Source organism: Halomonas halodenitrificans DSM 735 (genome assembly GCF_000620045.1).
GTDB lineage: Bacteria > Pseudomonadota > Gammaproteobacteria > Pseudomonadales > Halomonadaceae > Halomonas > Halomonas halodenitrificans.
Window position 1 is genome coordinate 253,078 of record NZ_JHVH01000002.1, and the last position, 13,331, is coordinate 266,408.

The 13,331-nt window shown below is 66.0% G+C and carries 13 protein-coding genes; 4 read left to right on the forward strand and 9 right to left on the reverse strand.

The features are described from left to right. Positions 1–10: 10 nt before the first annotated feature. The 3 genes from Q358_RS0103055 to Q358_RS0103065 form a co-directional block, all read right to left on the reverse strand. Positions 11–1,246, reverse strand: a complete 1,236-nt coding sequence (locus Q358_RS0103055; RefSeq protein WP_043487541.1) for a TauD/TfdA family dioxygenase — start codon at positions 1,244–1,246, stop codon at positions 11–13. Between the two features lie 81 nt (positions 1,247–1,327). Further along, positions 1,328–2,296 carry a GlxA family transcriptional regulator gene (locus tag Q358_RS0103060; RefSeq protein WP_043487543.1) on the reverse strand — a complete coding sequence of 323 codons (969 nt, stop codon included), beginning with the start codon at positions 2,294–2,296 and terminating at the stop codon, positions 1,328–1,330. 30 nt (positions 2,297–2,326) lie between these two features. Further along, positions 2,327–3,001, reverse strand: coding sequence for a Fe2+-dependent dioxygenase (locus Q358_RS0103065; protein ID WP_027960702.1), 675 nt, complete (start codon positions 2,999–3,001; stop codon positions 2,327–2,329). Between the two features lie 153 nt (positions 3,002–3,154). Here Q358_RS0103065 and Q358_RS16415 point away from each other — a divergent pair, with 153 nt between their 5' ends. Then, on the forward strand, positions 3,155–4,162 hold the full coding sequence (locus Q358_RS16415; RefSeq protein WP_051530145.1) for a hypothetical protein: 1,008 nt from the start codon (positions 3,155–3,157) through the stop codon (positions 4,160–4,162). A 109-nt stretch (positions 4,163–4,271) separates the two neighbouring features. Here Q358_RS16415 and Q358_RS0103075 read toward each other — a convergent pair whose 3' ends face one another. From Q358_RS0103075 to Q358_RS0103090, 4 genes are all read right to left on the reverse strand, one after another. Further along, positions 4,272–5,879, reverse strand: coding sequence for a BCCT family transporter (locus Q358_RS0103075; RefSeq protein WP_027960703.1), 1,608 nt, complete (start codon positions 5,877–5,879; stop codon positions 4,272–4,274). 166 nt (positions 5,880–6,045) lie between these two features. After that, on the reverse strand, positions 6,046–6,501 hold the full coding sequence (locus Q358_RS0103080) for a thioesterase family protein (RefSeq protein ID WP_027960704.1): 456 nt from the start codon (positions 6,499–6,501) through the stop codon (positions 6,046–6,048). Next, complete coding sequence (locus tag Q358_RS0103085; protein WP_027960705.1) at positions 6,501–7,457, reverse strand: L-carnitine dehydrogenase; 957 nt, start codon at positions 7,455–7,457, stop codon at positions 6,501–6,503. The genes Q358_RS0103080 and Q358_RS0103085 overlap by 1 nt, the downstream gene beginning before the upstream one ends. Then, positions 7,454–8,362, reverse strand: a complete 909-nt coding sequence (locus Q358_RS0103090) for a beta-keto acid cleavage family enzyme (protein WP_027960706.1) — start codon at positions 8,360–8,362, stop codon at positions 7,454–7,456. Before Q358_RS0103090 ends, Q358_RS0103085 begins: the two co-directional genes overlap by 4 nt. A gap of 199 nt (positions 8,363–8,561) precedes the next feature. Between Q358_RS0103090 and Q358_RS0103095 the strand changes: the two genes are divergently transcribed. The 3 genes from Q358_RS0103095 (at position 8,562) to Q358_RS0103105 (ending at position 11,862) form a co-directional block, all read left to right on the forward strand. Then, the gene (locus Q358_RS0103095; protein WP_027960707.1) at positions 8,562–9,323 is read left to right on the forward strand and encodes a TSUP family transporter; all 762 of its coding nucleotides are present in this window, start codon (positions 8,562–8,564) and stop codon (positions 9,321–9,323) included. A 116-nt stretch (positions 9,324–9,439) separates the two neighbouring features. Beyond that, a complete protein-coding gene (locus Q358_RS0103100) occupies positions 9,440–10,873 on the forward strand; it encodes a D-alanyl-D-alanine carboxypeptidase (RefSeq protein WP_051530146.1) in 1,434 nt (477 codons plus the stop codon). A 113-nt stretch (positions 10,874–10,986) separates the two neighbouring features. Beyond that, entirely contained in the window at positions 10,987–11,862 is an 876-nt protein-coding gene (locus Q358_RS0103105; protein WP_027960709.1) for a DMT family transporter, read from the forward strand. A gap of 40 nt (positions 11,863–11,902) precedes the next feature. On the opposite strand, the gene thiE is transcribed toward Q358_RS0103105, so the two are convergent. After that, entirely contained in the window at positions 11,903–12,517 is a 615-nt protein-coding gene (thiE, locus tag Q358_RS0103110; protein WP_027960710.1) for a thiamine phosphate synthase, read from the reverse strand. Then, a complete protein-coding gene (gene thiM / locus Q358_RS0103115) occupies positions 12,507–13,328 on the reverse strand; it encodes a hydroxyethylthiazole kinase (RefSeq protein ID WP_051530147.1) in 822 nt (273 codons plus the stop codon). Before thiM ends, thiE begins: the two co-directional genes overlap by 11 nt. Between the last annotated feature and the right edge of the window lie 3 nt (positions 13,329–13,331).

Here is a 13,331-nt window from a genome sequence, read left to right on the forward strand (position 1 = left end):
CGACTTATCATCACGCGTCTGCTTGCCCCTGATCCGCTACGCGACGCTCACGGCGACGACGCTGCACCATGCGGTAGCGTGAGCGTACCTCGTCACGTTCCATATAGCAGCCCTGCAGCCAGCGGTGGCCGCTTGAGCCCTCGAAGGCGTCGCGGGCGTGTAACAGGCGACGGTTGTCGAAGATCACCAGGTCGCCGGGCGCATAGGTGAAGCGGATGGCGAACTCGGGCTCGCGCAGCATCGCCTGCAGGGTCATCAGCGCCTCATAGGCCGATTCCACCTCATCGAAGCTCGTCTGGAGCGGGCCGCGCAGGAAGTCCGCGATGCGTACCTCGAGCAGTTCACCGCGATCATCCAGGCGAATCATCGGCGAGTACCAGACGTAGTCGGTGGTCCGAGCGGTGTTGGCGAAGCACCAGTGAACCCGGGTCAGGGTCTCGAAGGCCTCGGGATTGCGTTGACGCAGCGCTTCGGCCACGGCGAAGCCGTCGAGCATTACCGCCTGGCCACCGGCGACGCTGTTCTCCAGGCAATGCAGCATCTGCAGGCCGGGATGATACTCGCGCGTCGGCAGATCGGTATGCGGTGGCAGGGCGATCGAGGTATAGGCGTTGGAGTCCGGATCCGGTTTGGCCTTGACGTCGAACAACAGGCCGAAGTTGGTAGGGCGTACCGGGCCGATGCGCCGGGCGATGGCCTCCAGCGAGCCGGGTTCGGTGGGCAGGCCGCGCAGGCGCACCATCCCCTGACCCAGCACGCTTTCCAGGGCGGGGGCCAGAATCGTCTCCTCGGCTTCGCTGTCAGGCGTGGTGTCGAGCAGGCCGCCGGCGTCGAGACTCTCCGGGGCCGCCTCGGGGCCGCCATGCCAGAGCTGTACCGCTACCAGCGGCGCCTCGGGATCCTCGGCATTGTCGTAATCGTGGGCACGCAGCCAGCCGGGGTGAAAGCGCAGGCGCCGTTGCTCCGGGGCAAAGTCCACACATAGTGCGCCGACGGCATCGATCTCGGCGCCGGCGATCTCCGGCCATCCGGGCAGGGCGGAGAGGTCGAGGATGCGCTCCCGGGTGGCCGGGTTGATGGTGGAGTCGTCGGCGGCATTCTCACGCAACCAGATGCTGTGATAGCGGCTTTCGCGACCATCGCTCCAGCGCACGGTCACCAGGCGTGGCGAGAAGGATACTGTCTCGAGGTGCGCCTCGATGGGCCAGGCGTCGTAATCGGGTGTCACTGGAAGAGCGATGGTCATCTTGGCCTCCTTCGGGGGATTCGCAACACCGCCTAGAGTGCCAGTGGAGGAGGCGTGACGCCTGGCGAAGTTCGACATCGACTATGCACGATTCGACAGTTCCTGCCGGCGCAACTCGCTTGGCGTGAGGCCATGTCGTCGCCTGAAGGCGCGAGAGAAGTTCGAGGGCGAGGCGAATCCGCAGGCCAGGGCGATCTGCATGATGCTGTGGGGCGTCACGCGCAGCAGGCGGTGAGCATGGTCCAGGCGCCGGGCCAGATAGGCTTGCTGGGGGGAGGTATCCAGGTGGCGCGCGAACAGCCGGTCGAGGCGGCGCCAGGAGATATCGAGTTCGTCGGCCAGCTCGCCGATGCCCAAGGGTGTTTCGAGGTTAGCCTCCATCAGCGCGATGGCGCGCTGCAGCAGTGGCTCCCGAGGAATCACGGGATCGCGCTGACGGCTGGCGGGCCGACGACCCTGGTCGTGGACCAGCTGGTCACGCACCCGGGTAGCCAGGTCCTTGCCATGCCGACGGCGGATCAGGTCGAGGCTCATGTCGATTGCGGCGCTGCCGCCGGCGCACGAGAAGCCCGCGGTGGTCACCTCGTAGATCGACTCGACCGCATCGACCCGGGGAAAGCGAGAGCGGAAGTCGGGCAAGCACTCCCAGTGCAGGGTCACCGTCTGATCATCGAGCAGGCCGGCGGCGGCCAGGATATAGCAACCGGTATCCATGCCCCCCAGCACACAGCCTGTCGCTGCGCGCTCATGAAGCCAGGCAATCAGCGCGTCATCGATGGTGCTCTGTGGCTCGAAACTGGCGCATACCGTCAGGCTGGGCAGCATCGGTGTCTCGTAAAGCGAATAGCTGACGTTCAGGGTCATGCCGTTGGAGGCGGCCACCGGCTCACCATCACGGCTGATCAGGTCCCACGCGAACAGCATCTCCCCGCTGATGCGGTTGGCGATGCGCAGCGGCTCGATCGCCGAGAAGAAGGCCACCATGGCGAATCGCGGTAATAGCAGGAAGCCGATGCGTTCTGGGCGGGTATCGGGGGGCTGGATTCTCATGGTCAGGAGACCGATTCAGGATACCGGCAATTAAATATCGGCCCACATCCGCAGCAGATTCGCCAGGCTCTTCGACAGCATGTCGAAGGTGCGGGTCTTGCCGTTGGCCTCGAACTCCTGGCGCCGGGTGGTATCCAGGTCGAACAGGATCTCGCGCTGCTGGGGGTCACGCACCTGGCTCTGTGCCCAGCCTACGACGGCCAGGCGCTCACCCCGGTTAACCGGCACGACTCGGTGCAGGGTCGAGGACGGATAGAGAATCAGGGCCCCGGCGGGCAGCTTGTAGGTCTGTTCGCCGGCGCTGGAGTCGATGAGCAGCTCGCCGCCATCATAGTCGTTGGGGTCGTTGAGAAACAGCGTGAACGACAGGTCGGTGCGCATGACTCCCTGGGGAGTGCCCATGATCGCATCGTCCACATGATTGCCGTAGCTCATGCCTTCCCGGTAGCGGCTGAACATCATCGGCTTCATGCGCCTGGGGCGTGCCGCCATCTGGAATAGCGGGTCGGCTTGCAGGTCCTTGGCGACAGCCGTGTGTAGCTCGGCGATCTCCGGGTGGCGTCCGTCGGCCTGCTGATTGTGCTTGACCGTGCGGGCGTGCCAACCGGCGGTCTCGCGCCCGTCGCGAAAGGCGGCATCGTTCAGGGTGGTCCGGATGCGGGAGAGAAGCTCGGGGGAGATGGCCTGGTCGATGCAGAGAATCACGGGCGATGCTCCAGTCGGTCGAGAAATGAGCCCCGATTATAAACAACTGGGAATCGTTTGTATTAGGCCTCTTAAGTCGGCACCCTACGACCGTGGATTCATTAGCCTGTACGGCTATCCCCTTGTCAGTTGCACGCACAAAAGGAGGCTTATATGTCACATAGCTCTCGCACGAAGCTCTGGGTCGGCGTTGGCGCCAGCGTTTTGTTGGGGACCAGCACCGCCGGCTGGGCAGAGGCCGAGCCCTCGGCCGACTATACCCAGGGTGGTGATAGCCCGCTGCTGGCCCATGCCGACCACGGTGGAGAAGGCGGCGAAGGCGGAGAAGCTAGCCATCACCATCAAGGTGGTGAAGGTGGTGAAGGTGGTGAAGGTGGTGAAGGTGGTGAAGGTGGCGAAGGCGGTGGCGCCAACCCCTATGCGGCCTTTGACTATCTGAACGCGTCCGCCGGAGGCGAAGGCGGTGAAGGCGGCGAAGGCGGCGAAGGCGGCGAGGGCGGCGAAGGCGGCGAGGGCGGCTATGCCATCGACGTCAGCAACCCCGGCGTGTATTACACCAACCTGGCGATGATGAAAGGCCATCTTGCCGTGGCCCGCGAGCTCTACCAGGCCGGTGAGCAGGCCGCCGCCCAGCCACACTTCGGCCACCCCATCCATGAGCACTACGAGATGCTGGAGCCGGCCCTTGAGGCGCACGGCGTGAAGGGCATGGAGTCGAATCTGAAAGCGCTGGTCGAGACGATGCGTGGCGGCGGCGAGTGGGAGAGCAAGGCCGATGCCTACACGACTGCGCTCGAGGCGATCGATGACGCCATGCATGACGTGGATGGCGAGCTGCGCGACGATGTGGCCTTCCAGAGTCGCGCCCAGCTGGCGCTGCTGCGCCAGGCACTGCACGAGTACGAGGAAGCGGTGGATGATGGCCGCTTCGTCAACGTCGTCGAGTATCAGGACAGCCGTGGCTTCGTGCTGACGGCCAGATCGCTGCTCGAGAAGCAGGCCGGTCTCTATGAGGAGGCTACCTATGATGAGCTGCTCGCGGCCTATGAGTCGACTCTCGAGGCATGGCCGTCCGCGGTGGCCCCGGAGACCCCGGTGATGACCCCCGGTGAGCTCTCTGCACGGCTGTTCAAGCTGGAAGCGACACTCGGCCGCTACTGAGCCGAGAGGCGGGCCCCGGCAAGCCGTCGGGCCGTCAAAGACAAGGCCCGCCCCGAACGTTCCGGGGCGGGCCTTGTCATTGGGGCAGGGTGTCTTGTGCCCCGAGGGGTCAGCTCTGCTTGATGGCCTGCCTGGCTCGGCGCGTCTCGCGCAGCAGCGAGACCAGCACCCCCACGGTCATCACCAGAATGACGGCACTCAGCGGCAGGGCGGCGGCGATCAGCGCCGTCTGCAGCGCCGTCAGGCCGCCGGCCACCAGCAGCACCGCGGCCACCAGGCCGATGACGATACCCCAGAACACCCGGAAGCGTGCCGGCGGCTCGTCGTCACCCAGCGACAGGATGGTGGTCAACACCAGGGTGCCGGAGTCGGAGGAGGTGACGAACCAGCTCATCAACAGGAAGACCATCAGCGCCGACAGTATCCAGCCGAACACGCCGGTACCCACGATGCCATCGGCCGTAGCAAACAGCGCGGCGGGGAGCTGCCAGGCGTTGACCAGCTCGATGATGCCGGCGCTACCGGGGCCGCCGCTGGCATTGAGCTCCTGATACATGGCGTTGCCGCCGAAGATGATCAGCCAGACGAAGATGATCAGGGTGGGGACCAGCAGGACACCCAGCACGAACTCGCGCAGGGTGCGGCCCTTGGAGATACGTGCGATGAACAGCCCGACGAAGGGCGCCCAGGCCAGCCACCAGCCCCAGTAGAAGATGGTCCAGCCCTGCTGCCACGTCTCCGTTGCCGGCTCGTCCGCGAACCACAGTCCCATGGGAATGAAGTTGATCGCATAGTCGAGCAGGGTCTCGCCGAAGGCGGTGATCAGCCACAGGGTGGGTCCACCGATCAGGAAGACACCGACCACGAACAGCGAGGTCCAGATGTTCATCTCCGAGATGATGCGGATGCCGCGGCGTACCCCGGTAACGGCGGAGAGGATCGAGATCACCGAGATAAGGGCGATCAGGATCAGCTGCGTCGGCAGGCCCGAGCCGATACCCACCAGGCGCTCCAGGCCCACGGCCATCTGGCTGACGCCCAGGCCCAGGGAGGTCGCGACGCCGAATACGCAGCCCAGCACGCCGAGGATATCGAACAGATGCCCCAGTGGGCCGAAGATCCGCTCACCGATAAAGGGGTAGAGTGCCGAGCGTAGCGCCAGGGGTAACCCCTTGCGATAGGCGAAGTAGGCCAGCGACATGCCGACGATCACGTAGATGGCCCAGCCGTGCAGCCCCCAGTGGAAGACGGTGACTCGCAGCGCGTCGATGGCCCGCTCATAGCCGATGGCGGTGGCCCCGGCCATGTCGGCGTGGGGGTTGTTGGGGTAGCCGAAGCCGCCGGTATCGTCGAGATAGAAGATAGGTTCGGCGACGCCGAAGAACAGGATGCCGATGCCGATACCGGCGGAAAGAAGCATCGAGAACCAGGCGAAGTTGCTGAATTCCGGGCGACTGTCATCGGGGCCCAGACGCACGCTGCCGTAACGGCTGAGGACGATGAACGCACAGACCGTCAACAGCAGCATCACCGTGATCAGGTAGTAGCCGCTGAAGGTGCTTTCGATCCAGGTGCGGGTGGCGCCGAACAGAGTGCTTGCGGTCTCCGAGCCGAAGCCGGTGAAAGCCACAAATAACAGCACCAGCAGCGCGGAGGTAAGGGTCATGCCGCGGTGCATGCCCTGGAAGAATCCACCCTGGGCCAGCTCGGTGACCATGTAGTCGGTGTCGAGCTCGACATAGGGGGAATCATCCTTGGGTGGGGATGAGGGACGAATGGGGGGTGTGTGATTAGCGATGGACTTGTCCTCTTTAACCGGGCAACGGGCCGGCGATCCCGGAGTGCCGCCCGAGGGCGGCACCGTCGTCGATCAACAGCAAGCGTTAGCGCCGAATGCCGATGGTACGACCTGCCAGGGCCGGCCAGGCCGAGGCGTCTGCCTGGGGCAGGGTGGTGATGGCCTCCACGACCTCCGGCGGGAAGGGCGACGGTCGGCCGCTCGCCTGGTTCATGCCCATCAGCATCTGCTCGCTGGTGGCCAGCAGGTTGCCCTCCTCATCGTGCAGCTCCAGGAAGACATGCAGACGCTTGGCGTCACGATCCAGCAGGGTTACGGCGACGCTCAGTGGCTGCCCCTCGTGGGCCTCGCGACGATAGCAGAGGTGTGTCTCCAGGGTGTAGATCGTATAGCCATGGCGCTCGCGTCCCGCGGCGTCCAGGCCGATACGATCCATCAGCGCCTCCAGCGCCAGGGAGAACACCCGGGCATACTCGGCGTCGTTCATGTGGCCGTTGTAGTCGACCCACTCCGCTGCGACACGGCTTTCCAGGATCACCATCAGATGCGTCCCTCGAGGCCTTCGGCCTCGGGCCAGTACTTCTGCACCAGGTCGAGCAGCTCGACCAGGAAGTCATCGCGACGGCGATCGAGCTCGGCAACCGGCCGGCCGGCGGCCTGATGCTCGCAGCCTTCGACCACCTTGTCGATCAGTTCATCGGTGAGCTCGGGGGCTTCCAGCTTGGTCCACGGCAGCTTCAGCGCCGGGCCGAACTGTTCGAGCATATGCCGCATGCCCTGCTCGCCACCGGCCAGATGGAAGGTCAGGAATGTGCCCATCAGTGACCAGCGCAGGCCGCAGCCGTAGACCACGGCGGCGTCGATCTCCTCGGTGGTGGCCACGCCATCGTTGACCAGGTGCAGCGCCTCGCGCCACAACGCCTCCATCAGGCGATCGGCGATATGCCCCTCGATCTCGCGACGCACCACCAGCGGGCGCATGGCCAGATCCCGGTAGAGGGCCTGGGCCGCATCGATCTGGGCGGTCTCGGTAGCCTCGCCGCCGACCAGCTCCACCAGCGGCAGCAGGTAGACCGGGTTGAAGGGGTGGGCGACGATCACCCGGCCGGGCGCCTTGGCGCAATCCTGCTGAAGATCGCTGGGCTTGAAGCCGGAGGTCGACGAGCCAATGATGGTCTCCGTCGCCGCCGCGGCATCCAGGGCCGCGAGGATCTCGCGCTTCAGCTCGAGGCGCTCGGGGACGTTTTCCTGGATCAGGTCGGCGCCTTCGACGGCTTCTTCCAGGCTTGCGACGAAGCGCAGCCGCTCGGGGCTCGCGCCGTCGGCCAGCCCGAGCTTCTCGAGGGAGCTCCAGGCGTTGTCGACGAAGGCGCGGGTGCGGGCTTCGGCTTCGGGCGCCGGGTCGAAGGCGACGACATCCCAGCCCTGGGCCAGGGCCCGGGCGATCCAGCCGTTACCGATGACGCCGGTGCCGATGACGCTCAGTTGCTGGCTCATGCTTCACCTCCCACGATCTTGCCGGTGCTCGGGTCGCGCAGCTTGAGATGCGCGCGGGTCTCGGCCGGGGTCATGACACGCCCGCCCAGGGTCTCGATAAGGTTGCCGGCCTTCTCGACCAGGCCGCCGTTGGTGGCCAGCACGCCCTTCTCGAGGTAGAGGTTGTCTTCCAGGCCGACCCTGGCGTGGCCACCCAGCATCATCGCCTGGGCCACCATCGGCATCTGGTGACGACCGATGCCGAAGGCCGCCCAGTTGGCGTTCTGGGGCAGCTTGTTGCGCATGGCCAGCATGGTTTCCGGGTCGGCCTCGGCGCCCCAGGGGATGCCCAGACACAGCTGGTAGAGCGGGTCCCCGTCGATCAGCCCCTCCTGCTGCAGCTGGCGGGCGAACCAGACGTGGCCCAGGTCGAAGCACTCCAGCTCCGGCTTGACGCCGGCGGCCTGCACCAGGCGGGCGTGCTCGCGCAGCCAGTCGGCGGTGTTGATATAGACCATGTCGCCGAAGTTGAGGCTGCCGCAGTCCAGGGTGCACAGCTCGGGCAGCAGTTCGCCCACCGGCTCGTGGCGCTGGGCGGGCGTCTGGATATCGGTGCCCGGGCCGCCGCGGGTCGGGTCCTCGACATCGGGGATCCAGTCGCCACCGCCGCCGGCGGTGATGTTCATGACGATGTCGACGTCCGCCTCGCGAACGCGCTCCATTACTTCACGGAAGTGGTCCAGGGAGTGGCTGATGCCGCCGGTCTCCGGGTCGCGCACGTGGATATGCGCAATGCTGGCGCCGGCGCGAGCGGCCTCGATGCAGTTATCGGCGATCTGTTGCGGGGTGACCGGCACATTGGGGTTCTTGCCGGTGGTGTCGCCGGCACCGGTGACGGCGCAGGTCAGAATAACGTTGCGGTTCATGCTCCGCTCCCTGTGTTGAAGGATTTGACTCGCATAGTGTGGCCAGCCATCGATACACATTGTTGGCGTTAAGCGACATTTGATTGATTAAACACGACGGTTGTGGGGGCTGGCGCGGAACATGGTCAATAAATAAGGGCCTGCGGAGCGCTTTCTCGCTACCCTTGGACGCCGCAATAAATCCTCCCCGGGAGCCCCAATGCTGCTGCTCGACCTGCTGTCGCCGCTCTCCGCCGGCATCAACCTGCTGTTGATCGTGATTTCCGTGCTCACCTCCGCCTTCACCGCGGCGGTAGGCGTGGGAGGGGGCCTGCTGCTGATCATGGCGCTGGCCCAGGTGATGCCGGCGGCGGCCTTGATTCCCGTGCACGGCATGGTCCAGACCGGCTCCAACGTCGGCCGACTGGCGCTGACCTGGCGACACGCCGACCGCTCGGTGATAGCCGCCTTCCTGCCCGGCGTGGTACTGGGCGCCCTCGCCGCCGCCTGGTTGCTGGTGCGCCTGCCTGCCGGGCTATTGGAGCTGTGCATTGCCGCTTTCGTGCTCTACAGCTGCTGGGGGCCAGGCCTGCCCAAGCGGGCCCTGGGGCGTGCCGGGGTGCTGCTGGCCGGGGCCCTGACCACACTGCTCTCCAGCCTGGTGGGGGCCAGCGGGCCGATGGTGGCGGCCTTTATCAAGCAGGGGCAGGTCGGTCGCCTGGGCAAGGTAGCCACCTTCTCGGCCTGCATGAGCGCGCAGCACCTGACCAAGGCCTTCGTGTTCGGCATGGCCGGCTTCGTGTTTCGTGACTGGCTGGGACTGATGTTGGCCATGGTCGCCTCGGGGTTTCTTGGTACCTGGCTGGGCCTTCGCCTGCTCAGGCGTCTCTCCGAGCATCGCTTCGACACGCTGTTCAGGTGGGCCTTGACGCTGCTGGCATTGCGACTGATCTGGTTGGGGGTATCCCGGCTGGCGGGGTGACGTTACTGGAAACCCCTCTTTTTTTGACGAACGGCACTGTAAACTGACGCCATGCTGGCCATAATGACCTTAGAAACCTCAACCAAAGAGTTTCGGGACATTCGAGGGAGAAGACTATGGTGACCGCGACCATGGCCATGAGCCGTTCAAGGCTGTTGGCGTACGGGCTATTGATGGGCCTGGCGATACTGCTGGCTGGAGAAACCCAGGCCGCCAATCCTCGCTATGCTGCCATCGTCGTTGACGTGGAAAGTGGTGAGATACTGCATGCTGCCAACGCCGAGGAGACCCGCTATCCGGCGTCATTGACCAAGATGATGACCCTCTACATGCTCTTTGAAGCGCTCGAGGAGCGTAGCCTGAGTCTCCGTCACGCAATGCCGGTCTCTTCCTATGCGGCATCGAAGCCGGCCTCCAAGCTCTATGTAAAGGCCGGATCGACGATTCCGGTAGAGAAGGCCATCGAGGCGCTGGTCATCAAGTCGGCCAATGACGTGGCAGTGGTGGTAGCCGAGACAATTGGCGGCAGCGAGGAGCATTTCGCACGCATGATGACCGACAAGGCGCGGGACCTGGGTATGACTCATACCACCTTCCGCAATGCCAACGGCCTTCCCGACGCCGGCCAGACCACCACCGCTCGCGACATGGCGACCCTCTCATTGCGACTGATGCAGGACTTCCCCCAGTATTATCACTACTTTTCGAACACTCGTTTTAACTGGAAGGGCAAGACCATCACCGGGCACAATCGCCTGCTCGATAACTACGCCGGTGCCGATGGCTTGAAGACAGGGTTCATTCGCGCCTCGGGGTTCAACGTGGCGACGTCGGCGGTGCGCAACGGGCGTCGGTTGGTATCGGTCGTCATGGGTGGCTTCACCGCTGCCTCTCGCGATGCGCATATGACGGATCTGCTGAACCGTGGCTTCGTGCGTGCCTCGTTGTACGGGCGTGGCGACTGGGTCGCCCAGGCGGATTTCTCCGGTGAGCGCATGAATCTACCCCGGACAGTGCCCACGTCGCGTGAGGTGGTGCCATCGACTCAGCCGGCCGTGCAGGTGGCGAGTCGCCAGGCGGCCGAACCGGCGCCTCGTGTCAGCAAGCGCATGGAGCCCGAGCCGCCGCCGGCGCCAGCGGTTCAGGTGGCCAGCCTGGAGGCTCCCGAGCCTCTGCCCCCCGCGACACCACCGCTTCCCGAGACCGCCCAGGGCTCGGCTCGTGACCCGATCCATGAGCTGATAAGCCAGGCGGATAAGCCTGCTAGCCGGACCCGTCAGCGCCTCGAGCCGCTGGGGCGTAGTGGTGGTTGGGGCGTTCAGGTCGGCGCCTTCAGCAACCCCGACAACGCCCGCAATCTGGCTGGCCGCGCCGCCGACCGCCTGGCCAGCGACCTGACCAATGCCCGCGTGGATATTCACGAGGCGCCGGGGCCTCAGTCGCTGTTCCGGGCCCGTCTGGTCAACCTCGACGAGAATCAGGCCTATCGGGCCTGCCGCAGCCTGGTTCGAGATGGCATCGACTGCATGGTGGTCAACTCTCGCCTCTAGGCCTTGCCGCTCGTCTGCGAACCTTCTAGCCTGACGCCTCGATAGCCACCCCGTTGACCTCGGTCGTCGGGGTGGTGCTTTTGTTATGCGAGTAATCGGGAAGGTGAGCCGCGATGTCTGAGTCGCTCAAGGGAATCGGTCTCATGTGCCTGGGCGTGCTCTGCCTGGCACTGGGTGATGCCATCACCAAATGGCTGGGCGAGGTGCACTCGCCGCTGCAGATCATCTTCTTTCGCACCCTGGTGTCGTTGCCGCTGATCGCGCTGATTGCGCGTTTCAGCGGTGGCCTGCGCACTCTGTCGACCCGACGCCCCGGCGTACACCTGCTGCGCGGCCTGATCTTCACCGGCACCATGATCTGCTTCATGTGGGGGCTGACCCTGCTGCCACTGGCCGAGACGACAGCCATCGCCTTCGCCGCACCGCTGTTCGTCACCCTGCTCTCGGTGCCGTTGCTGGGTGAGGGGGTCGACCGGCCGACCCTGATGGCCACGACGCTGGGTTTTGTCGGCGTGCTGGTGGTGGTGCGCCCCGGCGGCGAAAGCTTCCAGCTGGGGGCCCTCGTGGTGGTGGGAGCGGCGGTGTTCTATGCGCTGCTGATGATTACCGCACGACGCTATGGCGCCCGGGAGCATCTCTGGGCACTGGTGTTCTACAGCACCCTGGTGCCGCTGCTGGTGTCCGCCGCGACACTCCCCTGGGTGTGGCAGATGCCGGCGCCGCTGCACTGGCCGGCCTTCCTGGCGGCGGGTTTTCTTGGCGTGGGCGCCATGACCGGCCTGACCCTGGCCTTTCGCTATGCGCCGGCCGCACTGGCCGCCCCCTTCGACTACACCGCGCTGCTATGGGCGGTGCTGCTGGGCTGGTGGTTCTGGGGCGAGGTGCCGGATATCTGGGTCTTCGTCGGCGGCAGCTTGATCATCGCCAGCGGCCTGGCGATCGCCTACCACGAGCGGCGCACCTCGCTCGCGCGGCGCCCGACCGCCTGACCCAGGCATCAGGCGGGGCATGATTCAGGCGGGGCATGATTCAGTCGGGATAGAAGGCGCGTGCCGCGGCTTCCGGATCCGGCATGCCACAGATCGCCGAGATCACCGCCAGCCCCTGGGCGCCGGCCTGGCGCGTCGCCGCGACGTGCTCCGCCTTGAGCCCACCGATGGCGACGCCAGGCAGGGGGCTGGCCGCCACCAGGGTCGCCAGCCCCTCGAAGCCCAGCGGTGCGGCATGGTCCTGCTTGCTGGGCGTGGCGAACACCGGGCCGAGCCCCAGGTAGTCGAGGCGCTCGACATCGAGGCGAGTCATCTGTTCCAGGGTCTGCACCGAGAGTCCCAGGATCGCCTGATCCCCCAGTGCCGCCCGGGCGGCGACCACGCCGCCGTCGTCCTGGCCGATATGCAGGCCGTCGGCACCGCTTTCCACCGCCACGGTCAGGCGGTCGTTGATGATCAATGGCACGCCACTGCCGGCGAGGGCGTCCTTCAGCCGCCGCGCCTGGTCGATCATCTCGCCGTCATCGGCGTGCTTGTCGCGTAGCTGAATCACCGTGGCACCACCGCGCACCGCCGCCACGGCGGTCTCTACCAGGCCGTGGTCGGCACAGAGGCCCGGGTCGGTGACGAGGTACAGGGAAAGGTCAAGGCGCATCGGTCACCTCCAGGGCGGTCAGGATGGCAAGTTGGTCGTGGTCGAGTGCATAGAGCGCATCGAGGAAGGCCACCGCAAAGCTGCCGGGGCCGGCGGCCACCTCGCCGGCGCGGCGTCCCGCCTCGCCGTAGCAGGTCAGTGCCGCCGCGGTGGCGGTAAAGGAATCCTCGGCGTCCACCAGGAAGGCGGCGACGACCCCGGTGAGGGCACACCCCAGGGTGGTCACTCGGGGCATCAGTGCATGGCCACCCGGTACCCGGGTCAGCCGCTGCCCATCGGTGACCAGGTCGACCTCGCCGGTCACCGCCACCACCGCCGCACTGCGCCGCGCCAGGGAGGTCGCCGCCTGTTCGGCGGTCTCGATGCTGTCGCTGCTGTCGACACCGCGACCGCCGCTACCCTGCTGCTCCAGGGCGAGAATCTCCGAGGCATTGCCGCGGATCACCGTGGGCCGGTGTTTCAGCAGGCGCCGGCCCGCCTCTCGCCGGTAGCGGGTGGCGCCCACCGCCACCGGGTCCAGCACCCAGGGCTTGCCCGTGCGCCGCGCGGCCTCGGCGGCTTCCTCCATGGCGGCGACCCAGTGGGGCGAGAGGGTGCCAATGTTGACCGTCAGGGCGTCGGCCAACGCCGCAAATTCGGCGGCCTCTTCGCGTGCATGGGCCATGGCCGGGGAGGCGCCCAGCGCCAGCAGCACGTTGGCCATGGGATTCATGGCGACCAGGTTGGTGATGTTGTGAATCAGCGGGGCTCGCTCGCGCAGGCGAGCCAGGTGGGCGGCGGGGTCGATTGTGCCGCGAATGGCGGTGGTCATCGT

Coding starts and splice junctions, on each gene's coding strand:
- Q358_RS0103090 (WP_027960706.1), bottom strand. CDS start 8,362: ATGAACCGCAACGTTATTCTGACCTGCGCCGTCACCGGTGCCGGCGAC.
- Q358_RS0103095 (WP_027960707.1), top strand. CDS start 8,562: ATGCTGCTGCTCGACCTGCTGTCGCCGCTCTCCGCCGGCATCAACCTG.
- thiM (WP_051530147.1), bottom strand. CDS start 13,328: ATGACCACCGCCATTCGCGGCACAATCGACCCCGCCGCCCACCTGGCT.
- Q358_RS0103105 (WP_027960709.1), top strand. CDS start 10,987: ATGTCTGAGTCGCTCAAGGGAATCGGTCTCATGTGCCTGGGCGTGCTC.
- Q358_RS0103080 (WP_027960704.1), bottom strand. CDS start 6,501: ATGGTGATCCTGGAAAGCCGTGTCGCAGCGGAGTGGGTCGACTACAAC.
- Q358_RS16415 (WP_051530145.1), top strand. CDS start 3,155: ATGTCACATAGCTCTCGCACGAAGCTCTGGGTCGGCGTTGGCGCCAGC.
- thiE (WP_027960710.1), bottom strand. CDS start 12,517: ATGCGCCTTGACCTTTCCCTGTACCTCGTCACCGACCCGGGCCTCTGT.
- Q358_RS0103085 (WP_027960705.1), bottom strand. CDS start 7,457: ATGAGCCAGCAACTGAGCGTCATCGGCACCGGCGTCATCGGTAACGGC.
- Q358_RS0103060 (WP_043487543.1), bottom strand. CDS start 2,296: ATGAGAATCCAGCCCCCCGATACCCGCCCAGAACGCATCGGCTTCCTG.
- Q358_RS0103075 (WP_027960703.1), bottom strand. CDS start 5,879: ATGGTCACCGAGCTGGCCCAGGGTGGATTCTTCCAGGGCATGCACCGC.
- Q358_RS0103100 (WP_051530146.1), top strand. CDS start 9,440: ATGGTGACCGCGACCATGGCCATGAGCCGTTCAAGGCTGTTGGCGTAC.
- Q358_RS0103055 (WP_043487541.1), bottom strand. CDS start 1,246: ATGACCATCGCTCTTCCAGTGACACCCGATTACGACGCCTGGCCCATC.